We start from the raw sequence: 21870 nt of genomic DNA, 5'->3' as shown, positions 1-21870 counted from the left end.
ACTCTGTGGGTGGGGTGTTCTCACCGTTGGCAGTCTGAAAATCACCCGTCACGCCCCTCTCCGCGGCCACCCCCTCCGCCACCCCCTCCCGCAGCCCGACCCTCTCGCTTGGGGGGATGAGGGGTGGGGGGTGGTTGAGGGGGGTGCGTTGGTGCGGGTGGGGAGGGGGCGGGGGAGTTGGGTGGGGCTGGGGAGTTGGGTGGGGGAGTTGGGTGGGGGAGTTGGGTGGGGGGTTTGGTTTTGGGTGTGGAAACGCCGCCCGGCTCTTCTGAGCCGGGCGGCGGTTCTTGTTCGGGTCAGGCCTTGCGGAGTTGGAAGGCCAGGCCGAGGGACTCGTCGGTGAAGGTGTCGGAGGTCCAGTCGGCGGCGCCGGCGGCGAAGTCGGTCGCGAGGACCTCGTCGGCGACGAGGGGGCCGTGTTCGGCGATGGCCTCGGCGGTCTCCTCGGAGGTGGCGCGCCAGCGGAGGACGATGCGGTCGGCGACGTCCAGGCCGGAGTTCTTCCGGGCCTCCTGGATCTGGCGGATGGCGTCGCGGGCGATGCCGAGCCGCTTGAGCTCCGGGGTGATGGCCAGGTCGAGGGCGACGGTGGCACCGGACTCGTTGGCGACGGCCCAGCCCTCGCGCGGGGTCTCGGTGATGATCACCTCGTCGGGGGAGAGGGTGATCGTCTCGCCGTCGTGCTGGACGCTGGTCTGGCCGGTGGCGCGCAGTTCGGTGGCGAGGTGGGCGGCGTCGGCGGCGGCGACGGCCTTGGCGACGTCCTGGACGCCCTTGCCGAAGCGCTTGCCCAGGGCGCGGAAGTTGGCCTTGGCGGTGGTGTCGACGAGGGAGCCGCCGACCTCGGCGAGGGACTCCAGGGTGGAGACGTTGAGCTCCTCGGCGATCTGCGCGCGCAGGTCGGCGGGCAGTTCCTCCCAGCCCTGGGCGGCGATCAGCGCGCGGGACAGCGGCTGGCGGGTCTTCACACCGGACTCGGCGCGGGTGGCGCGGCCGAGTTCGACCAGGCGGCGGACCAGCGCCATGTGGCGGGAGAGCGCCGGGTCGACCAGGGTCTCGTCCGCTTCGGGCCAGGTGGCCAGGTGGACGGAGGCGGGGGCGGTCTCGTCGATCGGGACCACCAGGTCCTGCCAGACCCGCTCGGTGATGAACGGGGTGAGCGGGGCCATCAGACGGGTGACGGTCTCCAGCGCCTCGTGCAGGGTGGCGAGTGCGGCGGCGTCGCCCTGCCAGAAGCGGCGGCGGCCGCGGCGGACGTACCAGTTGGACAGGTCGTCGACGAACGCGGACAGCAGCTTGCCGGCGCGCTGGGTGTCGTAGGCCTCGAACGCCGCGTCGACCTCGCGGACCAGGGTGTTCAGCTCGGAGAGCACCCAGCGGTCCAGGACCGGACGGTCGGCGGGGGCCGGGTCGCCCGCGGAGGGGGCCCAGTCGGCGGTGCGGGCGTACAGGGCCTGGAAGGCGACGGTGTTCCAGTAGGTGAGGAGGGTCTTGCGGACCACCTCCTGGATCGTGCCGTGGCCGACCCGGCGGGCCGACCAGGGCGAGCCGCCGGCCGCCATGAACCAGCGGACCGCGTCGGCGCCGTGCTGGTCCATCAGCGGGATCGGCTGCAGGATGTTGCCCAGGTGCTTGGACATCTTGCGGCCGTCCTCGGCCAGGATGTGGCCCAGGCAGACGACGTTCTCGTAGCTGTTCTTGTCGAACACCAGGGTGCCGACGGCCATCAGCGTGTAGAACCAGCCGCGGGTCTGGTCGATCGCCTCGGAGATGAACTGCGCCGGGTAGCGCTTCTCGAACAGCTCCTTGTTCTGGTACGGGTAGCCGTACTGGGCGAAGGGCATCGAGCCCGAGTCGTACCAGGCGTCGATGACCTCGGGCACGCGGGTGGCGGTGCCGCCGCAGTCGCGGCAGGCGAAGGTCACCTCGTCGATGAACGGGCGGTGCGGGTCGAGGCCGCTCTGGTCGGTGCCGGTGAGCTCGGACAGCTCGGCCAGCGAGCCGACGCAGGTGAGGTGGCCCTCCTCGCAGCGCCAGATCGGCAGCGGGGTGCCCCAGTACCGGTTGCGGCTGAGCGCCCAGTCGATGTTGTTGTTCAGCCAGTCGCCGAAACGGCCGTGCTTGACCGTCTCCGGGAACCAGTTGGTGGCCTCGTTCTCCCGGATCAGCGCGTCCTTGACGGCGGTGGTCCGGATGTACCAGGACGGCTGCGCGTAGTAGAGCAGCGCGGTGTGGCAGCGCCAGCAGTGCGGGTAGCTGTGCTCGTAGGCGACGTGGCGGAAGAGCAGGCCGCGCTCCTTGAGGTCCGCGACCAGGGCCTCGTCGGCCTTCTTGAAGAACTGGCCGCCGACCAGCGGGACCTCGGGGGCGAAGGTGCCGTCGGCGAGCACCGGGTTGACCACCGGCAGGCCGTACTTGCGGCAGGTCGTGAGGTCGTCCGCACCGAAGGCGGGGGCCTGGTGGACGATGCCGGTGCCGTCCTCGGTGGTGACGTAGTCGGCGTTGAGGACGAAGTGGGCGCCCTCGATGTCGACCAGCTCGAACGGGCGCCGGTAGCCCCAGCGCTCCATCTCGGCACCGGTGAAGGACTCGCCGGTGGTCTCCCAGCCCTCGCCGAGCGCCTTGGCGACCAGCGGCTCGGCGACGACGACCTGCTCGGTGCCGTCGGTGGCCACCACGTAGGTGACGTCCGGGTGCACGGCGACGGCGGTGTTGGAGACCAGGGTCCACGGGGTGGTGGTCCAGGCGAGCAGCGCGGCGCGGCCGGCGAGCGGGCCGCTGGTGAGCGGGAACCTCACGTAGACCGAGGGGTCGACGACCGTCTCGTAGCCCTGGGCCAGCTCGTGGTCGGACAGGCCGGTGCCGCAGCGCGGGCACCAGGGGGCGACCCGGTGGTCCTGGACCAGCAGGCCCTTGTCGAAGATCTGCTGGAGCGACCACCAGACGGACTGGACGTAGGACGGGTCCATCGTGCGGTAGGCCTCGTCGAGGTCGACCCAGTACCCCATGCGGGTGGTCAGCTCGGCGAAGGCGTCGGTGTGGCGGGTCACCGAGTCGCGGCACTTGGCGTTGAACTCGGCGATGCCGTAGGCCTCGATGTCCTGCTTGCCGGAGAAGCCGAGCTCCTTCTCGACGGCCAGCTCGACCGGCAGGCCGTGGCAGTCCCAGCCGGCCTTGCGGGCGACGTGGTAGCCCTTCATGGTCCGGTACCGGGGGAAGACGTCCTTGAAGACGCGGGCCTCGATGTGGTGCGCACCGGGCATGCCGTTGGCGGTCGGCGGGCCCTCGTAGAACACCCACTCGGGACGGCCCTCGGACTGCTCCAGACTGCGCTGGAAGACCTTGTTGTCCTGCCAGAAGGACAGGATCTGGTGTTCCAGGGCGGGGAGATCCACCTGTGCGGGGACGGGGTTGTAGGTGCTCATCGCGGGTGTCTACCTCCGGCGGATGCTGGGACTGAATCCTCCGGAGGGACGAGACGGCCTTCGCCGACCCGCGGTACCACCCTCCTTGGCCGCGGTGGTGCGGTGCGGCCCTCTTGTTTGGGGTTGCTGCCGGGTCTAGTGGGCCGCCGTGGTGGTGGCCGTTCTTCCGGCGGCTCCGGGGTGATCTTCCCGCCGCGCACACCCCCGGGCTCGCACCGTCCCCGGGTCGCTGGTGGCTGCGTACGTCGGTACTCGTCCCATCTGCGCCTTGCAGGCCCAGTGTATCGGCTGCCGCAAGTCGGTTTCGTCCGGCGCGGGGTGCGCGGGACGCGCCGAACGGCTGCTCGCGGGTGCTCCCGGGGGTGCGCCGCGGGGTGGTTAGGAGGGGGTGTTCTGGGCACAAGTCTGGTCAGCGCGAGGGGCGTGGCGGTTGGGGCGGCTGCCTGGGTGGGATCATGGTGAGGCGTCGGTATGTCATGTTGTGACCGGTTTTGATCGGGATTATCGTTCCGGCACTGGAAGCCGCCGGGAACCGGCGGCTCGATTCGTTCGTAGATGGGGTCGAAGCCATGGCTGAGAAGGCAACCGGCGCGGGTACCGCCACCAAGCGGGCACGCAAGGCCGTGGCGGCCGATCCAGGGGAGGGGACCGTGACCACTACCGCACGGCAGAACACCAGCACCGACACCGTCACCGTGCTGCGCGGCGCAGAATCCGTGGACCCGGCCACGCTGCCGGTCCGTCCGGGCGAGGAGCCGTGGACCTCGGAGGAGGTCCACGAGCTGCACAACGAACTGATCAGCGAGCTGGAGCGGCTGCAGAACGAGATCGGCGCCGCCGAGGCCGCCATCTCCGGCCTGATGCGCGACTCCAACGACGGAGCCGGCGACGACCAGGTGGACGCCGGCACCAAGAACATCTCGCGGGAGAGCGAGCTCGCCCTCGCCAACAACGCCAGGGACAGCCTCGCCCAGATCGAGCGCGCCCTGGAGCGGCTGGAGGGCGTCGGCTTCGGCGTCTGCGAGTCCTGCGGGCAGGCCATCGGCAAGGCCCGGATGCAGGCCTTCCCGCGGGCCACGCTCTGCGTGCAGTGCAAGGCCAAGCAGGAACGCCGCTGAACCGCCCGACCGGCGCGGCGCGGGGGGTCGGGCTTGCCGTACGCTCGACCCCGTAACGTCGCCTGAACGTCGCCCGACGCCCCCGTGACGGGGAGCGACCGGTGTCGTCACCGGCCCACCACCCTCCCCCACCTCCGGCCGGGGGAGCTCCATCGGCAGCGGAGCGGATCATCAGTACGCAAGGTTCTCCCCAGACCCGGGACGACGCCGTCCCTGCCCCCGCCGAAGCCGTGGAGGTGGCCGTGGCCGAGCCTGCAGAGCCCGCGGAGTCCGCCGAACCGGCCGCCACGGACGGTGCCACGGCGGTGGAGAAGGGCAAGGGGCCGCGGCGGATCGGCGTCCTGCTGGTCGTCGCCGTGCTCGCGTTCCTCATCGACCTCGGCAGCAAGCTGCTTGTCGTCGCCCGGCTGGAGAACCACGCGGCGATCAAGGTCGTCGGCGACGTCGTGACCTTCCAGGTGATCCGCAACTCCGGGGCCGCGTTCGGCATGGGCCAGGCGCTCACCGTCGTCTTCACCATGATCGCCTCGGCCGTCATCGTCGTGATCTGGCGCATCGCCCGGCGGCTGTACAGCCTGCCGTGGGCGATCGCGCTCGGGCTGCTGCTGGGCGGGGCCCTCGGCAACCTCACCGACCGGCTGTTCCGCGCGCCCGGCGTCTTCCGCGGGCACGTCGTGGACTTCATCTCCGTGCAGCACTTCGCGGTCTTCAACCTCGCGGACTCGGCGATCGTGTGCGGCGGGATCCTGGTCGTCCTGCTGTCGTTCCGCGGGAGCAACCCGGACGGGACCGTGCACCAGCAGGCGGAGAAGCCGGCGAAGTAGCGGCGCAACCGGGCGGCCGGGAGGGACGGGCGGAAGGTGGCGGCCGCCTTTCCGGCATACTCGTACGGGTGAGTACCGCAGCGCAGATCCGCAGCCTCCCCGTACCCGACGGCCTGGAGGGCGAGCGACTCGACGCCGCCCTCGCCCGGATGTTCGGCTTCTCCCGGACCAAGGCCGCCGAGTTGGCCGCCGACGGCAAGGTGACGCTCGACGGCGCCCAGGCCGGCAAGTCGGACCGGGTGACCGCCGGCTCCTGGCTGGAGGTCGAGATCCCCGCCCCCGCCGCCCCGGTGCAGGTCGTCGCCGAGCCGGTCGACGGCATGCGGATCGTCCACGAGGACGACGACATCGTGCTCGTCGACAAGCCCGTCGGCGTCGCCGCCCACCCCAGCCCCGGCTGGACCGGCACCACCGTCATCGGCGGCCTCGCCGCGGCCGGCTTCCGGATCTCCACGTCCGGTGCGGCCGAGCGCCAGGGCATCGTCCACCGGCTCGACGTCGGCACCTCGGGCCTGATGGTCGTGGCGAAGTCGGAGCGCGCGTACACCGACCTCAAGCGCCAGTTCCACGACCGCATCACCGAGAAGCGCTACCACACGCTCGTCCAGGGCCACCCGGACCCGATGAGCGGGACGGTCGACGCGCCGATCGGGCGCCACCCCAGCTCGGACTGGAAGTGGGCGGTGACGCGCGAGGGCAAGCCGTCCGTCACGCACTACGACCTCATCGAGGCGTACCGGGCGGCGTCGCTGCTCGACATCAAGCTGGAGACCGGCCGCACCCACCAGATCCGCGTGCACATGTCCGCGCTGCGCCACCCGTGCGTCGGCGACCTCACCTACGGCGCCGACCCGACGCTCGCCAAGCGGCTCGGGCTGACCCGGCAGTGGCTGCACGCCGTCTCGCTCGGGTTCGAGCACCCGGCGGACGGGCAGTGGGTCGAGTTCTCCAGCGAGTACCCGGCGGACCTGCGCAAGGCGCTCGACATCATCGCGTCGGAGAGCTGAGATGACGGCGGCCGCGGGGATCCGCGTCGCGGAGGGCGACGCGGACCTGGAGCTCGTGTGGGCGGTCCGGCGCGAGGTGTTCGTCGTCGAGCAGAACGTGCCGGAGGAGCTGGAGTACGACGAGTACGACGCCACCTCGGTGCACGTGCTCGCGGTCGCGGCGGACGGCACCGCGCTCGGCACCGGTCGGCTGATCCACGGGGACGCCGCGCTGGAGCTCACCGGTGGGCGCGCCGGGCGGGTGCTGCTGGGGCGGCTCGCGGTGGTGCAGGCCGCCCGGGGGACCGGGCTCGGGGCCTCGCTGGTGCGGGCGATCGAGGCCGCGGGGATCGCCCGTGGGGCCGTGGAGCTGGAGCTGCACGCGCAGGTGCAGGCGCTCGGGTTCTACGAGCGGCTGGGGTACGCGGCGGAGGGGCCGGTGTACGACGACGCCGGGATCCCGCACCGGACGATGACGCGAGTGCTGTAGGCCCCGCGATTCCCCCGCGCCCCGGAAGGGGTGCGGGGGCATTCGTCGTTCAGGGGGTCGTGCGGAGGCGCGGGAGGGCTTCGGGGTGTTCGTCGCGTAGGTACGCGATGAGGTGTTCGCGGATGTCGAAGCGGAGTTGGGCGGCGTCGTCGGGGGTGCGGGCGGTCATCGTGGCGCGGACGACGATGGTGCTGGGGGTGGCGTCGGTGACGTTGAGGGCCCACTCGGTGCCGTCCCAGAGGGGGTGGGTCTCCAAGCGGGTGTGCAGGGCCCCGCGCAGGGCGTCGACCGGGGTGGTGTGGTCGAGGTGGAGCAGGACCGCGGCGAGCAGGCCAGGGTCGCGGCGGGTCCAGTTCTCGAACGGCTTGTTGACGAAGTAGGAGACCGGCACGATCAGGCGCCGGTGGTCCCAGAGCCGCACCACCAGGTAGGAGAGCGTGATCTCCTCGACCGTGCCCTGCTGGCCGTCCACCACCACGGTGTCGCCGATCCGGACCGTGTCGCCGAAGGCGATCTGCAGGCCGGCGAAGAAGTTGCCCAGGGCGCTCTGGGCGGCGATGCCCGCGACGATGCCGATGATTCCGGCGGAGGCCAGCAGGCTGGCGCCGATGGTGCGCATCGCGGAGAACGTCAGCAGCATCACGGCGACCGTCACGATGACGATGCCGGCGCTCACCGCGCGGCGCAGCATGCTGATCTGGGTGTGCACGCGCTGCCTGCGGGCGGGGTCCTCGGTGACGGTCTCGTACCGGCCGAGCAGCGCCTCCAGGAGGGCCGCCACGACGCGGACCGTCAGCCAGCCGAGGGAGGCGAGGAGGAAGAGCAGGAGCAGGTGGTGCGCGCCCTCGTCGTTCTTCAGGTGGAAGATCCGCTTGAGCGGGCTCGCGGCGAGCAACAGGGCCGTGATGACGCTGAGTTGGAGGGGGATCCGGCACCTGCGGAGCAGTGGCCAGACCGGGGCCCCGGGGTTGCGGGCGGCGATGCGCTGGAGGGCCTGGTCGACGGTCCAGCCGGTCGCCAGGGTGGCGACGATGGTGGCGAGCAGGGTGATCAGCGGCCGGAACACGGGCACCTCGCCGAGGGGACTGGGGTCGGGTGAGCCGTACGATACCCGGGCATAGCGGACTGGAAGCGGGTGAAACGGGCGGGGGCCGGGGCGGTGGCTTTATCGGACGCCTACTCGTGCGGCCGTTACGATCAACGGCCATGGAGTTCGGTGGCGCGTGGCGTCGGTGGCGCGGCCGCGGTGCGGTGACGCGGCGGAGACTGCTGGCCGGTGCGGTGGCCCTGGTGGCCGTCGCGGGGATCGGCACGGCGGCGGTGGCGTCCGGCGGGGAGCAGCCGGTCCACCAGGAGGATCGTTTTCTCAGCATGCCGGAGACGCCCGGCAGCGCCCAGCAGGTGCAGCTGGACACCTCGTTCTTCACGACGGGCTCCACCCCGCGCCCGGCGGTCCTGCTCGCCCACGGCTTCGGCGGCTCCAAGGAGGGCGAGCACGACCGGGCCGAGCAGCTGGCCCGGCAGGGGTACGCGGTGCTGACCTGGTCGGCGCGCGGCTTCGGGCACTCGGGCGGGAAGATCGGGCTCAACGCGCCCGACCGCGAGGTCGAGGACGTCAAGCACCTGGTGGACTGGCTGGCCCAGCGGCCCGAGGTGCAGCTGGACGGGCCCGGCGACCCGCGGGTGGGCATCACCGGCGCCTCCTACGGCGGCGCCGTCTCGCTGCTGGCGTCCGCGTACGACCACCGGATCGACGCCGTGGCCACCCAGATCACGTGGTGGAACCTGGCCGACGCGCTGTTCCCGCAGGGCGTGCAGGGGTCGGGCGCGGCGGACGGGGTGTTCAAGAAGCTGTGGGCCGGGATCTTCTTCACGACCGGCGCCGCGGGCGACCTCGGGCCGTCCGGGGGCTCGCCGCGCGAGGGCGGCCGGCCGGCGGGCGGCGACGGCGGGCCGGTCGGGTGCGGGCGCTTCCTGGAGTCGCTCTGCCAGATGTACGACCGGGTCGCCACGAGCGGGCACGCGGACGCGGACGCCGTCGCGCTGCTGGACAAGTCGAGCCCGTCCTCGGTGGCCGGGCAGCTCAAGGTGCCGACGCTGGTCGTGCAGGGGCAGCAGGACTCGCTGTTCCCGCTGGACCAGGGGGACCGGATCGCGCAGGCGGTGGCGGCCAACGGCGCGCCCGTCTCGGTGGACTGGTTCGCCGGCGGGCACGACGGGGGCACCGACACGAGCGCCCGGGTGGACGACCGGGTGACGGCCTGGTTCGACCACTACCTGCGGGGGCGGGGGAACGACACGGGCCCGGCGTTCCGGGTGACCCGGACCGGCGGGGTCGACTCGACCGGGTTCCAGGCCGTGCTGCGCGGCGCCACGGCGGACGCGTACCCCGGGCTCGGCGGTACCGGCTCGCGGTCGGTGGACCTGACCGGCGGGGAGAAGACGCTCGCCAACCCGCCGGGCGGCGCTCCGCCGGGGATCTCGACGCTGCCGGGGATCGGGGCGCTCAGCCAGGCGGCCTCGCTGGGGGCCGGGCTGGCGCTGGACTTCCCCGGGCAGAACGCGGCCTTCGAGTCGGCGCCGCTGGACGGGCCGCTGCACCTGACGGGACAGCCGACCGTGCCCGTCCGGGTGCAGGCGGACCGGCCGGACGCGGTGCTGTTCGCGAAGCTGTACGACGTCGGGCCGGACGGCAAGGCCCAGCTGCCGCAGCAGCTCGCCGCGCCGCTGCGGGTCACCGGCGCGGACGCCGGGCGGACCGTCACGGTGGCGCTGCCCGCCGTCGACCACACGTTCCCGGCGGGGCACCGGCTGCGGCTCGTGCTGGCGAGCACCGACCTCGCGTACGCCTCGCCCGCCGAGCCGGCCACTTACTGGGTGGCGGTCGCGGGGGCGCTGGCCGTGCCGACCGTCGAGCGGCTCGTCACCGAGTCGACGCCGCTGCCCGCGCGGACCTGGATGCTCCCGGTGGCCGCCGTCGTGGTGGCGCTCGGGCTGGTGCTGGCGCCCCGGCTGCGGCGGCGCGCGCGGGGGGCCGGCGGGCCCGCGTACGACCCGGCGCTCGGCGGGGTGCCGCTGCAGATCACCGGGCTCGGCAAGCGCTACAAGGGCTCGGCGGACCGGTACGCCGTACGGGACCTGGGCTTCCGGGTCGAGCAGGGGCAGGTGCTCGGGCTGCTCGGGCCGAACGGCGCGGGCAAGACCACGACGCTGCGGATGCTGATGGGCCTGATCCGGCCGGACGCGGGCGAGATCCGCGTCTTCGGCCACCTCGTGCGGCCCGGCGCGCCGGTGCTCTCGCGGGTCGGCGCGTTCGTCGAGGGCGCGGGCTTCCTGCCGCACCTCACCGGGCGGGCCAACCTGCGGCTGTACTGGCAGGCCACCGGGCGTCCGGAGGAGGACGCGCACCTCGCCGAGGCGCTGGAGATCGCCGGGCTCGGCGAGGCGCTCGACCGCGCGGTGCGCACGTACTCGCAGGGCATGCGGCAGCGGCTCGCGATCGCCCAGGCCATGCTCGGGATGCCGGACCTGCTGATCCTCGACGAGCCGACCAACGGGCTCGACCCGCCGCAGATCCGCGAGATGCGCGAGGTCATGATCCGGTACGCGGCCGGCGGGCGGACCGTCATCGTCTCCAGCCACCTGCTCTCCGAGGTCGAGCAGAGCTGCACGGACCTCGTGGTCATGGACCGCGGGCGGCTCGTGACGGCCGGCGCCGTCGGCGACATCGTCGGGGCCGGGGAACTGCTGATGATCGGGGTGGCGCCGTCGTTCGCGCCGGAGACGGTCGTCGAGAAGGTGGGCGAGCTGGCCGGGGTCGGCTCGGCCGAGGCCGTGGAGGGCGGACTGCTGGTGCGGCTGGACGGGATGGCGGCGAGCGAGCTGGTCGCCGAGCTGGTGCGCCTCGGCGTGCCGGTGGAGAGCGCCGGGCCGCAGCGGCGGCTGGAGGACGCGTTCCTGTCGTTGATCGGAGGTGCGGCGTGAACGGCGTCGTTTCGGCGGACCACGCCGAGGGGTACCGGGCTGGGCGGACGCTGCCGCTGCGGGTCGAGATCGTCCGGCAGCTGCGGAGGCGGCGGACGCTGGTGATCGGCGGGGTGCTGGCGGCGCTGCCGTTCATCGTCCTGGCGGCCTTCCAGGTCGGCGGGACCCCCGGGCGCCAGGACCGGACCACGTTCATCGAGCTGGCCACCGCGTCCGGGGCCAACTTCGCGACCACGATGCTGTTCATGGGCACCGGGTTCATGCTCGTGATCCCGGTCGCGCTGTTCTGCGGGGACACCGTCGCCTCGGAGGCCAGCTGGTCCTCGCTGCGCTACCTGCTGGCCGCGCCGGTGCCGCGGGCGCGGCTGCTGGCGCGCAAGTTCGTGGTGGGGATGCTGTTCTCGGCGGTCGCGGTGGTCATGCTGCCGGCGATCGGGCTGGTCGTGGGGACGGCCGCGTACGGGTGGGGGGACCTGAAGCTCCCGGCCGGCGCCAGTCTGCCGGCCGCCGACGCGCTGCCTCGGCTGGCCGTTGCTGTCGCGTTTGTTTTTTTGAGCGAGCTCGTGATCGGGGCGCTGGCCTTCTGGCTCTCGACGGCCACCGACGCGCCGCTCGGCGCGGTCGGCGGCGCGGTGTTCGCCTCGATCATCACCGGGGTGCTGGACGCCGTCACGGCGCTCGGGAGCCTGCGGGAGTGGCTGCCGGCGCACTGGCAGTACGCGTGGGCGGACGCGCTGCAGCCGCAGCTGGAGTGGGGCGGCATGGTGCAGGGCGTGTCGCTGTCGCTGTCGTACGCGGCGGTGCTGCTCGCGCTCGCGTTCCGCGGGTTCGCCCGGAAGGACGTGGTCTCGTAGGGGTCTCGTAGCGGGGCGGGTCCGTCCGGGGCGATGAGGGATCATGGGTGGGTAGCCGACCTCTCCCGAAGGACCCCCGCCGTGGCCCAGATCGTCCTCTTCCACTCCGCCTACGGGCTGCGCCCCGCCGTCCACGCCGCCGCCGAGCGGCTGCGCGGCGCCGGGCACACCGTCCACACGCCGGACCTGTTCGACGGGCGGACCTTCGACGACATCGAGGCCGGGCTGGCGTACCAGGAGGAGCTCGGCGGGAGCGACGAGCTGCTGCGGCGGGCGGTGACCGCGGTCGCCCCGCTCGCGGACGGCGGGCTGGTGTACGCCGGGTTCTCGCTCGGCGGCTCGCTCGCGCAGAACCTGGCGCTGGCCGACGAGAAGGCGCGCGGCCTGCTGCTCCTGCACGGCACGTCGGACCTGCGGGAGGACGCGGCCACCGACATCCCGGTGCAGCTGCACGTCGCCGAGCCGGACCCGTTCGAGACCGAGGACTGGCTGAACGCCTGGTACCTGCAGATGCGCAAGGCCGGGGCGGACGTCGAGGTGCACCGCTACCGCGGCGCCGGGCACCTGTTCACCGACGCGGAACTGGCGGACTACGACGCCGAGGCGGCCGAGCGAGCGTGGGCCGTCGCGCTGGACTTCCTCGCGGAGTGCGACCACTGAGCGGGTACTCGCGGACGCCGTTGGCGCGCAAGCTCGGCATCCGGACGGGGGACGAGCTGCTCCTGGTGGACGCGCCGACGGGTTTCGCGGTGCCGGACCTGCCGGAGGGCGTCACGGCAGCCGCCGGATCGTTCGACGTCTGCGTGTGGTTCCCGGCCGGGCGCGCCGCCTACGAGACCGGGCTGCCCGGCCTGCGGGCGCTGATGCGGCCGGCGGCGGGGCTGTGGGTGGCGTGGCCGAAGAAGTCCTCGGGGGTGGTGAGCGATCTGGACGAGAACGGGGTGCGGGAGGTCGCGCTGCCGACCGGGCTGGTGGACAACAAGGTGTGCGCGATCGACGAGGTGTGGTCCGGGCTGCGGCTGGTGATCCGGCGGGAGCTGAGGGAGCGTGACTGAGCGGAGATACGAGTACGCGCCGGCGGGGACGCTGCCGGGGCTCCTGCAGCGGGGGCGCGGGCTGGGTGCGCTGATGGCGGCGGAGGACCCGGCGGCCGCCGCCGGGCTGGTGTACGGGTGCCTCCGGTGGGAGTGGCGCTGGGACCGGCAGACCGACGAGCGGGCGCTCTACCTGGCGCGGCTGGTACGGGACTTGGCGCTGCCGCTCGGGCCGGTGGCCGAGCTGCCGGAGGGGGACGCCCGCGCGCGGGCGGACGAGGTGCTGGAGCTGCCGGCGCGCGGGCCCGTCCGGCGGGACGGGCACGGTGATCACGGGCGGGACGAGGATTCCCGTCCGCTGCCGGTGCTGCTGGAGGAGCTGGAGCGGTGCTGGGTGGAGCGGACCTGGTGCGGGCCGGCCGCGCTCGCGCGGGGGCTGGCGCGGTTCGGGCCGGAGGCGGGCGGGGCGGCGTCGCTGCTGCGGCGGTTCTGGCTGTGGACGCCGCACTCCTCCGAGCGGCCGGCGTACCTGGAGGCGCTCGCCGCGGTGGCGCCCGCGGGGCTCGACGAGGCGTACGTGGAGAGCCTCTGGGACTGTGAATCCGGTGCCAGGCTGTTGGGGGTCCGACACGCTCCGGAACGGCCCGAGGTGGGGGAGCGCCTGGTCGCTCTGCGCGACGATCCGCTGGAGGAGACGGCCGTGCGGGACGCCGCCGCGGTGCGGCTCGGCGGGGGCGGGGCGGGCTAGAGTAGACGCGTGAACGCGTGAGGGATGGTCCGGACCCCGGGAGGTGGTTCGGACCACATCTGTTTCCAGGGAACCCCTGTGACCTGCGCGTTCGCCGGCCCACCACAAAGCCCAGAGCCTCTGGAGGCCCCGCCTTGAGCGATCAGCCGTTCGCGCACCTGCACGTCCACACCGAGTACTCGATGCTGGACGGCGCCGCCCGGTTGAAGCAGATGTTCAAGGAGGTCGAGCGGCTGGGGCAGACCCACGTCGCGATGACCGACCACGGGAACATGTACGGCGCCGCCGAGTTCCACAAGCAGGCCACCGCGGCCGGGATCACCCCGGTGATCGGCATCGAGGCGTACGTCGCGCCCGAGTCCCGGTCCAACACCAAGCGCGTCCTGTGGGGACAGCCGCACCAGAAGAAGGACGACGTCTCCGCGTCCGGCGCCTACACCCACAAGACCATCTGGGCCCGCGACAAGGAGGGCCTGCACAACCTCTTCAAGCTGACCTCGCGCTCCTACGCCGAGGGCTGGCTCGTGAAGTGGCCCCGCATGGACAAGGAGCTGATCTCCGAGCTGTCCGGCGGCCTGATGGCCACCACCGGCTGCCCGTCCGGCGAGGTGCAGACCCGGCTGCGGCTCGGGCAGTTCGACGAGGCGGTCAGGTCCGCGGCCGACTACCAGGACATCTTCGGCAAGGAGAACTACTTCCTGGAGCTGATGGACCACGGCCTGGACATCGAGAAGCGGGTCCGCGACGGGCTGCTGGAGATCAGCAGGAAGCTGAACATCCCGCCGGTCGTCACCAACGACTCCCACTACACCACCGAGGCCGACGCCGGTGCGCACGACCTCCTGCTCTGCGTGCAGACCGGCAAGAACCTCTCCGACCCGGACCGCTTCCGCTTCGACGGCACCGGCTACTACATCAAGTCCGCGGCCGAGATGTACGCCCTGGACTCCTCGGACGCCTGGCAGGAGGGCTGCCGCAACAGCCAGCTCCTGGTCGCCTCGCGGGTCGACACCGAGGGCATGTTCACGTTCAAGAACCTCATGCCGCGCTTCCCGATCCCGGACGGCTTCGAGTCCGAGGCGGACTTCTTCAAGTCCAAGGTCTGGGAGGGCATGGACTGGCGCTTCCCGGGCGGGTACGACGAGGAGCACAAGAAGCTCGCCGAGTACGAGATGGACACCATCATCCAGATGGGGTTCCCGGCGTACTTCCTCGTGGTCGCCGACTTCATCATGTGGGCCAAGAGCCAGGGCATCGCGGTGGGCCCCGGCCGCGGTTCGGCGGCCGGTTCGCTGGTCGCCTACGCGATGGGCATCACCGACCTCGACCCCATCCCGCACGGCCTGATCTTCGAGCGCTTCCTCAACCCCGAGCGCATCTCCATGCCCGACGTCGACATCGACTTCGACGAGCGCCGGCGCGGTGACGTCATCCGCTACGTGACCGAGAAGTGGGGATCCGACAAGGTCGCCATGATCGTCACGTACGGCACCATCAAGGCGAAGGCCGCCATCAAGGACTCCTCGCGCGTCCTCGGCTACCCGTACGCGATGGGCGACCGGATCACCAAGGCGATGCCGCCGGACGTCATGGGCAAGGGCATCCCGCTGTCGGGGATCACCGATTCGAGCCACCCGCGCTACGGCGAGGCCGGCGAGATCCGCGGCCTGTACGAGACCGACCCGGACGTGAAGAAGGTCATCGACACCGCGCGCGGCATCGAGGGCCTGATCCGCCAGCCCGGCGTGCACGCGGCCGGCGTCATCATGTCCGCCGAGCCGCTGACCGACCACATCCCGGTCTGGACCCGGCACACCGACGGCGTCACCATCACGCAGTTCGACTACCCCACCTGCGAGGGCCTCGGCCTTCTCAAGATGGACTTCCTCGGCCTGCGCAACCTGACGATCATGGACGACGCCGTCAAGGCGATCGAGAAGAACAAGGGCGAGAAGATCGAGCTGCTCAAGCTGCCGCTCGACGACAAGCCGACCTACGAGCTGCTGGCGCGCGGCGACACGCTCGGCGTCTTCCAGCTCGACGGCGGGCCGATGCGCTCGCTGCTGCGCCTGATGAAGCCCGACAACTTCGAGGACATCTCCGCCGTTCTCGCGCTGTACCGGCCCGGCCCGATGGGCGTCAACTCCCACACGAACTACGCGCTCCGCAAGAACGGGCAGCAGGAGATCACCCCGATCCACCCGGAGCTGGAGAAGCCCCTGGAGGAGGTGCTCCGGCCGACGTACGGCCTGATCGTCTACCAGGAGCAGGTGCAGAAGGCCGCGCAGATCCTCGCCGGGTACTCGCTCGGCCAGGCAGACCTGCTGCGCCGTGCGATGGGCAAGAAGAAGAAGGAGATCCTGGAGGCGGAGTTCGTCCCCTTCCAGAAGGGCTGCCGCGAGCGCGGCTACTCCGACGCGGCCATCCAGGCGGTGTGGGACGTCCTCGTCCCCTTCTCCGGCTACGCGTTCAACAAAGCCCACACCGCCGGGTACGGGCTCGTCTCGTACTGGACGGCCTACCTGAAGGCCAACTACCCGGCCGAGTACATGTCCGGCCTGCTGACCTCGGTGAAGGACGACAAGGACAAGTCCGCCGTCTACCTGAACGAGTGCCGCAAGATGGGCATCCAGGTGCTGCCGCCGGACGTCAACGAGTCGGACTCGGACTTCACGCCGCACGGCAGCGACACCGTCCGGTTCGGGCTGACCGCCATCCGCAACGTCGGCGGGCCGGTGGTCGACTCGATGATCCGCACCAGGAAGGCGAAGGGGAAGTTCGTCTCCTTCCCGGACTTCCTGGACAAGGTGGAGTCGGTGGTCTGCAACAAGCGGACCGTCGAATCGCTGATCAAGGCGGGCTCGTTCGACTCGCTCGGGCACACCCGCAAGGGCCTCAGCGCGCAGTTCGAGCCGATGATCGACAACGTCGTCGGGGTCAAGCGCAAGGAGGCCGAGGGGCAGTTCGACCTCTTCGGCGGCGACGCGACCGCGGACGAGCCGAGCTTCGGACTGGACGTCACCTTCTCCGACGAGGAGTGGGACAAGGCCTTCCTGCTCACCCAGGAACGGGAGATGCTCGGCCTGTACGTCTCCTCGCACCCGCTGCACGGCATCGAGCACGTGCTCGCCGACAAGGCGGACTGCGCGGTGGCGGACCTCGCGGAGCGGCCGGACGGGACGATCGTCACCATCGGCGGCATCATCTCGGGCCTCCAGCGGAAGATGACCAAGCAGGGCAACGCGTGGGCGATCGCCACCGTCGAGGACCTGGCCGGCTCGATCGACTGCATGTTCTTCCCGGCGAGCTACCAGCTGGTCTCCTCCCAACTCGTCGAGGACGCCGTGGTGTTCGTGCGCGGCAAGCTGGACAAGCGGGAGGACGTGCCGCGGCTGATGGGGATGGAGCTGGCCGTCCCCGACCTGTCCAACGCGCACGCCGAGGCGCCGATCGTCATCAACATCCCGAGCGTGAAGGTGACGCCGCCGCTGGTGGCCCGGCTCGGTGAGGTGCTGAGCAGCCACCGGGGGACGACGGAGGTGCGGTTGCGCCTGGAGGGCGCTCGGTCGACGACGGTGCTGCGGCTCGACCGGCACCGGGTGAAGTCGGATCCGGCGTTGTTCGGGGACCTGAAGCAGCTGCTGGGGCCGAGCTGTCTGGCGGGCTGAGAGCACTTCGGGGAGCGGGGAGCTGTGGGCCTGCGGGTGACGGGAGTTGCCTGGCTGGTCGCGCAGTTCCCCGCGCCCCTTTCGGGGCGCGGGGATTGAAGGGGGTAGAGGGAGCGTGGGATTGAGGGGGAGTTGAAGGCCGGGATCCTCAGACGGTGCCGCCGAGGCCCGGGGGGACCGAGGTGTGGAGGGCCGAGACGAAGGCGGAGATCGCCGGGTGGGAGCCGGCGCCGGCCCGGAAGGCGGCGCGGGTGCGGCGGTACATGGGCAGGCGGGTGAGGACCACGCCGGGCGGGGGCGCGGCGGTGCCCAGGTGGGGGACGAGGGCGACGCCCTGGCCGGCGGCGACCAGGGCCAGGACGGTCGTGAAGTCGTCGATCTGGTGCCGGACCCGCGGCGCGAAGCCGGCGGCCTCGCAGGCGCGCACGGCCATGCTGTGGCAGAGCGTGCCGCGCGGGGCCAGGATCCAGGGCGCGGAGCGCTGCTCGGCCACCGTGCCCGGGGCACGCGCGGCCAGGTACATCGGCTCGGTGAACACCGGGCGGGTCACCGCGAGGCCGGGCTCGGCGTCGGCCGGGACGAGGTCGTACTCGTGGACCAGGGCGACGTCGAGCTCGCCCGCGCGCAGCGCCGCGCCGACGCCCGCCGGGTCGACCTCGGTGACCATCGGCTCCAGGCCCGGGTGCCAGCCGGCCAGTTCGGCGAGGACGGCCGGGATGATCGCGCGGGCCGCCGAGGGGTAGGTGCCGATCCGCAGCGGTCCGGCCAGGCCCCGGCGGGCGTGGGCGAGTTCGGCGTCCGCCTGCTCCAGCCGGGCCAGCACCGCCTCGGCGTGCCGGACCAGGCCCAGCGCGGCCGGGGTGAGGGCGACCCGGCGGCCGGTGCGCTCCAGCAGCGGGACGCCGGCCTCCTTCTCCAGGACGGACAGCTGCTGGGACACCGCCGAAGGGCTGAAGGAGAGCGCCTCGGCGACGGCGGCGATGGTGCCGAGGTGGGCCAGTTCGCGCAGCAGGCGCAGGCGTCGGACGTCGAGCATCGGCTCAGCTTACGAGAAGCGTCGGAAATGTGAACTGGACCTGGGTGATCGGCGCGGCGCAGGATCGGTCGCATGGAACTCGCGGGTATCTACGTCCCCCTGATCACTCCCTTCGCCGCCGACGGCTCCGTCGCGCTGGACGCCCTGGAGAAGCTCGCGCACGAGGTGCTCGACGCCGGTGCGGCCGGGCTGGTCGCCCTCGGTACGACCGGTGAGCCCGCCGCGCTGGGCGCCGAGGAGCGGCGGGCGGTGATCGACGCGTGCGCCGCCGTGTGTGCCGCGCGCGGCGCGCAGCTGATCGTCGGCGCGCACGGCGGCGACACCCGGGCCACGGCGGAGGCGCTGGCCGAGCTCGGTGCCCGGGTGCCGCGGGCCGCGGCCGCGCTCGTCACCGTCCCGGCGTTCCTGCGGCCGGGCGAGGCGGGGACGGTGGCGCACTTCCGGGCGCTCGCGGAGGCGAGCCCGCTGCCGCTGGTCGTCTACCACATCCCGTACCGGACCGGACAGCAGCTGTCGGCCGCCGCGCTGCGCGAACTCGCCGCGCTGGACGGCGTGGTGGGCGTCAAGTACGCGACCGGCGGGCTGGACCAGGCGGCGGTCGAGCTGCTCGCCGCCGGTCCCGAGGGGTTCGCGGTGCTCTCGGGGGAGGACGCCTTCGTGTCGTCGATGCTGGCCCTCGGTGCGGCCGGCGGCATCCTCGCCGCCGCCCACCTGGCGACCGGCCGCTTCGTCGAGCTGGCCGAGGCCTGGCGGGCCGGGGACGTGGAGCGCGCCCGCGCGCTCGGGCACCGCCTGACCGGGCTGGCGCTGGCCGTCTTCGCCGAGCCGAACCCGACCGTGGTGAAGGGTGTCCTGCACGCGCAGGGCCGGATCCCCACCCCGGACGTGCGGCTGCCGCTGCTGCCGGCCGGGCGGGCGCAGGTGGACGTGGCGCTCGTTCTCGCGAGTGGTCTGGACCACTAGACCGGGTCCCAGCCCTCTCTCACACCGTGGAATACCAGGTCGCCCTCGCCGCGTGACAAGGCATGATGGGCAGAGTGCGGCTGTGAAAGCACCATGCAGAGGAGTCAGTCGGAATGAAGATCGGTATTGTCGGGGCCACCGGCCAGGTCGGCGGCGTGGTCCGCGAGATCCTGGCGGAGCGCAACTTTCCGGTGGAGCAGCTGCGGCTGTTCGCCTCGGCCCGCTCGGCCGGCCGCACGCTGCCGTGGCAGGGCACCGAGGTCACCGTCGAGGACGCGGCCACGGCCGACTACAGCGGCCTGGACATCGTGATCTTCTCGGCCGGCGGCAGCACCTCCAAGGCCCTCGCCCCCAAGGTCGCCGCGGCCGGCGCGGTCGTCATCGACAACTCCTCCGCCTGGCGCCGCGACCCCGAGGTCCCGCTGGTCGTCTCCGAGGTCAACCCGGAGGCCGTCGCCGACCGGCCCAAGGGCATCATCGCCAACCCGAACTGCACCACCATGGCCGCCATGCCCGTGCTGCGCCCGCTGCACGAGGAGGCCGGGCTCGCCGCCCTCGTCGTCTCCACCTACCAGGCCGTGTCCGGCAGCGGCGTGGCCGGCGTGGCCGAGCTGCAGGACCAGGCCGCCAAGGTCGTCGACGGCGCCTCGGCGCTCGCCCACGACGGCTCGGCCGTCGAGTTCCCCGAGCCCAAGGTCTACCAGCGGCCGATCGCGTTCAACGTGGTGCCGCTCGCCGGCTCCATCGTCGACGACGGCTCCAACGAGACCGACGAGGAGCAGAAGCTCCGCCACGAGAGCCGCAAGATCCTCGGCATCCCCGAGCTCAAGGTGGCCGGCACCTGCGTGCGCGTTCCGGTCTTCTCCGGCCACTCGCTGCAGATCAACGCCCGCTTCGAGCGTCCGATCAGCCCCGAGCGCGCCGCCGAGCTGCTCGCCGCCGCCCCGGGTGTCGAGCTGTCCGACATCCCCACCCCGCTCCAGGCCGCCGGTCGGGACCCGAGCTACGTCGGCCGCATCCGGGCCGACGAGACGGTGGAGCACGGGCTGTCGCTGTTCGTCTCCAACGACAACCTGCGCAAGGGCGCCGCGCTCAACGCCGTCCAGCTGGCCGAGCTGGTCGCCGCCGAGCTGAAGGGCTGAGACCCGGGCGAGCCGAAGGGCCGGGACGCCTGCGAGCCGTAGGGCCGGGACCCCGAAAGCGCAGCCCGCGTGACGTTTGGCGGGCCCCGTCGTTGAACGGGGCCCGCCTTTGCTTTCTATTGGGAGGGCCGTTGCGCGACCGCGACGTCCCCCGGGGTTCGGCGCGCGAACCATGGGGAAAAGGTGAGCCAACGATCGGGCGGTCGCGGAAGCCCCCTCACCCACCGCGTCCGTTCCCCGGGCGGACCGCGCCCACCTGGCCTGACCCGAGGGCGAGCGGAAAGAGGTGCGCGATGGATCGCTGTGTCGTTCTGGTGGATGCCGGATACCTGCTGGGCGCCGCCGCCAGCCTGCTCGCCGGCGACCCGTCCCGCTCCCGGGTCACCGTCGACCACACCGCGCTGATCACCGCGCTGCGCGAACGCGCCGAGGCCGAGACCGGGCTCCCACTGCTGCGGATCTACTGGTTCGACGCCGCCCCCGACCGGCGCCCGATGCCCGAACACCGGCGGCTGCGGGTCCTGCCCCGGGTGACCGTCCGGCTCGGCGCCCTCACCCGCGCGGAGGGCCGCTGGGTGCAGAAGGGCGTGGACGCCGCCATGCACGCGGAGCTCTCCGAGCTCGCCCGCAACCGGGCCTGCGCCGACGTCGTGCTGATCACCGGCGACGGGGACCTCCTGCCCGGCATGATGTCCGCCAAGGAGCACGGCGTCGTCGTCCACCTGTGGGCCCTCCAGGCCGCCGACGGCGACTTCAACCAGTCCGAGGACCTCGTCGGCGAGGCGGACGAACGGCGGGTCCTCGACCGCGAGTGGATCGAGAACTCGTTCAGCCTCCGCGAGACCGCGAACGTCTTCCCCGCCCCCGGCCAGGGCCCCCGGCAGGAGATCGCCAAGATCCTCGCCGCACCGCCCGCCGCACCCCCGGCCGCCGTGCCGCCCACCGGGCCCGTACCGGTCCGCCCGGCCGCCGGCGCGCCCGCGCCCGTCGCCCCCGCCGCCACCAACGGGCGGCCGCAGCCGGCCACCGCGCTCAAGGTCGTGCCCACCCCCAAGGACCTCGCCGGGCGCACCGCCGCCGCGCCCGTCGCCACCGCGAACGGCAGCGCCGCCCACACCGGCCCGGTGCTGCGCTGGTCCTCCGACCGCGGCTGGGTCGACCGGCCCGCCCCCGAGCCCGCCGTCACCGCCGGCGACAGCCTGCCGACGCTCGCCCAGCTCACCACCGCCGAACAGCGCTGGGCCGACCGCGAGGAGGACATCACCTCCATCGGCGGCGACGCCCACGAGGTCGGGCAGGTCTTCGCCCGCCGCTGGAGCGAGCGCCTCGGCGACGTCGAGCGGCTCACCGTGCTGTGGCCCGACTACCCGCGCATCCCGCACCGCGTCGACGGCGAACTCCTGCGCTACGCGGCCCGGTTCGGGCTGCTCGCGCACAAGGACGACCAGATCGACGAGCACGACAGGTACGCGATCCGGGCCGGGTTCTGGAAGGAGCTCGCGTCCCGGGTGCCGGGCGGGTCGATGGTCGTCGACGACTGAGGGCGCGGCCGGTCCCGGGCGTCGCACGGCGGGCGGGAGTCCGCAGGCAGGCCCGAC

At 72.6% G+C, this 21870-nt stretch carries 16 protein-coding genes; 13 read left to right on the top strand and 3 right to left on the bottom strand.

Annotation, left to right across the window (positions count from 1 at the left end):
* Positions 1–296 precede the first annotated feature (296 nt).
* Positions 297–3425, bottom strand: coding sequence for an isoleucine--tRNA ligase (ileS, locus tag ACFVU9_RS37100; RefSeq protein WP_380501038.1), 3129 nt, complete (start codon positions 3423–3425; stop codon positions 297–299).
* A gap of 650 nt (positions 3426–4075) precedes the next feature.
* Here ileS and ACFVU9_RS37095 point away from each other — a divergent pair.
* The 4 genes from ACFVU9_RS37095 (at position 4076) to ACFVU9_RS37080 (ending at position 6843) form a co-directional block, all read left to right on the top strand.
* Entirely contained in the window at positions 4076–4543 is a 468-nt protein-coding gene (locus ACFVU9_RS37095; protein WP_380440596.1) for a TraR/DksA family transcriptional regulator, read from the top strand.
* A gap of 167 nt (positions 4544–4710) precedes the next feature.
* On the top strand, positions 4711–5367 hold the full coding sequence (gene lspA, locus ACFVU9_RS37090; protein ID WP_380440606.1) for a signal peptidase II: 657 nt from the start codon (positions 4711–4713) through the stop codon (positions 5365–5367).
* A 68-nt stretch (positions 5368–5435) separates the two neighbouring features.
* Positions 5436–6374: an RluA family pseudouridine synthase gene (locus ACFVU9_RS37085; protein WP_380440594.1), complete on the top strand. Its 939-nt coding sequence runs from the start codon at positions 5436–5438 to the stop codon at positions 6372–6374.
* A gap of 1 nt (position 6375) precedes the next feature.
* Complete coding sequence (locus tag ACFVU9_RS37080; protein WP_387601232.1) at positions 6376–6843, top strand: GNAT family N-acetyltransferase; 468 nt, start codon at positions 6376–6378, stop codon at positions 6841–6843.
* A 49-nt stretch (positions 6844–6892) separates the two neighbouring features.
* Here the strand turns inward: ACFVU9_RS37080 and ACFVU9_RS37075 are convergent, their stop codons facing one another.
* Entirely contained in the window at positions 6893–7915 is a 1023-nt protein-coding gene (locus ACFVU9_RS37075) for a mechanosensitive ion channel family protein (RefSeq protein WP_380501042.1), read from the bottom strand.
* 134 nt (positions 7916–8049) lie between these two features.
* Between ACFVU9_RS37075 and ACFVU9_RS37070 the strand changes: the two genes are divergently transcribed.
* The 6 genes from ACFVU9_RS37070 (at position 8050) to dnaE (ending at position 17131) form a co-directional block, all read left to right on the top strand.
* Positions 8050–10827 (top strand): alpha/beta fold hydrolase, encoded by a 2778-nt coding sequence (locus ACFVU9_RS37070; protein ID WP_387601229.1) that lies wholly within the window; start codon positions 8050–8052, stop codon positions 10825–10827.
* Positions 10824–11681 (top strand): ABC transporter permease, encoded by an 858-nt coding sequence (locus ACFVU9_RS37065; protein WP_380501046.1) that lies wholly within the window; start codon positions 10824–10826, stop codon positions 11679–11681. Before ACFVU9_RS37070 ends, ACFVU9_RS37065 begins: the two co-directional genes overlap by 4 nt.
* 33 nt (positions 11682–11714) lie before the next feature.
* The gene (locus tag ACFVU9_RS37060; RefSeq protein WP_380501048.1) at positions 11715–12341 is read left to right on the top strand and encodes a dienelactone hydrolase family protein; all 627 of its coding nucleotides are present in this window, start codon (positions 11715–11717) and stop codon (positions 12339–12341) included.
* Complete coding sequence (locus ACFVU9_RS37055) at positions 12329–12736, top strand: DUF3052 domain-containing protein (RefSeq protein ID WP_387601225.1); 408 nt, start codon at positions 12329–12331, stop codon at positions 12734–12736. Before ACFVU9_RS37060 ends, ACFVU9_RS37055 begins: the two co-directional genes overlap by 13 nt.
* Positions 12729–13463, top strand: coding sequence for a hypothetical protein (locus ACFVU9_RS37050; RefSeq protein WP_387601222.1), 735 nt, complete (start codon positions 12729–12731; stop codon positions 13461–13463). Before ACFVU9_RS37055 ends, ACFVU9_RS37050 begins: the two co-directional genes overlap by 8 nt.
* Positions 13464–13597: 134 nt before the next feature.
* Positions 13598–17131 carry a DNA polymerase III subunit alpha gene (gene dnaE / locus ACFVU9_RS37045; protein WP_380440578.1) on the top strand — a complete coding sequence of 1178 codons (3534 nt, stop codon included), beginning with the start codon at positions 13598–13600 and terminating at the stop codon, positions 17129–17131.
* 148 nt (positions 17132–17279) lie between these two features.
* Here the strand turns inward: dnaE and ACFVU9_RS37040 are convergent, their stop codons facing one another.
* Positions 17280–18167: a LysR substrate-binding domain-containing protein gene (locus tag ACFVU9_RS37040; RefSeq protein ID WP_380492852.1), complete on the bottom strand. Its 888-nt coding sequence runs from the start codon at positions 18165–18167 to the stop codon at positions 17280–17282.
* Positions 18168–18239: 72 nt separating this feature from the next.
* Between ACFVU9_RS37040 and ACFVU9_RS37035 the strand changes: the two genes are divergently transcribed.
* The 3 genes from ACFVU9_RS37035 to ACFVU9_RS37025 all read left to right on the top strand — a co-directional run bounded on the left by ACFVU9_RS37035 (position 18240) and on the right by ACFVU9_RS37025 (position 21813).
* Entirely contained in the window at positions 18240–19130 is an 891-nt protein-coding gene (locus ACFVU9_RS37035) for a dihydrodipicolinate synthase family protein (protein ID WP_387601219.1), read from the top strand.
* A gap of 113 nt (positions 19131–19243) precedes the next feature.
* Positions 19244–20272, top strand: coding sequence for an aspartate-semialdehyde dehydrogenase (locus ACFVU9_RS37030; protein WP_380501058.1), 1029 nt, complete (start codon positions 19244–19246; stop codon positions 20270–20272).
* Between the two features lie 293 nt (positions 20273–20565).
* Complete coding sequence (locus tag ACFVU9_RS37025; protein WP_380440570.1) at positions 20566–21813, top strand: NYN domain-containing protein; 1248 nt, start codon at positions 20566–20568, stop codon at positions 21811–21813.
* Positions 21814–21870 lie beyond the last annotated feature (57 nt).

The organism is Kitasatospora sp. NPDC057936, assembly GCF_042887525.1.
Taxonomy (GTDB): domain Bacteria; phylum Actinomycetota; class Actinomycetes; order Streptomycetales; family Streptomycetaceae; genus Kitasatospora.
The sequence above is the reverse complement of the archived record's forward strand: the minus strand, read 5'-3'. Positions and strand labels throughout refer to the sequence as shown.

Excerpts from the sequence above, each read along its gene's own strand:
- ileS (WP_380501038.1), bottom strand. The coding sequence starts at position 3,425 with ATGAGCACCTACAACCCCGTCCCCGCACAGGTGGATCTCCCCGCCCTG.
- ACFVU9_RS37080 (WP_387601232.1), top strand. The coding sequence starts at position 6,376 with ATGACGGCGGCCGCGGGGATCCGCGTCGCGGAGGGCGACGCGGACCTG.
- ACFVU9_RS37070 (WP_387601229.1), top strand. The coding sequence starts at position 8,050 with ATGGAGTTCGGTGGCGCGTGGCGTCGGTGGCGCGGCCGCGGTGCGGTG.
- ACFVU9_RS37060 (WP_380501048.1), top strand. The coding sequence starts at position 11,715 with ATGAGGGATCATGGGTGGGTAGCCGACCTCTCCCGAAGGACCCCCGCC.
- ACFVU9_RS37040 (WP_380492852.1), bottom strand. The coding sequence starts at position 18,167 with ATGCTCGACGTCCGACGCCTGCGCCTGCTGCGCGAACTGGCCCACCTC.
- ACFVU9_RS37035 (WP_387601219.1), top strand. The coding sequence starts at position 18,240 with ATGGAACTCGCGGGTATCTACGTCCCCCTGATCACTCCCTTCGCCGCC.
- ACFVU9_RS37030 (WP_380501058.1), top strand. The coding sequence starts at position 19,244 with ATGAAGATCGGTATTGTCGGGGCCACCGGCCAGGTCGGCGGCGTGGTC.
- ACFVU9_RS37025 (WP_380440570.1), top strand. The coding sequence starts at position 20,566 with ATGGATCGCTGTGTCGTTCTGGTGGATGCCGGATACCTGCTGGGCGCC.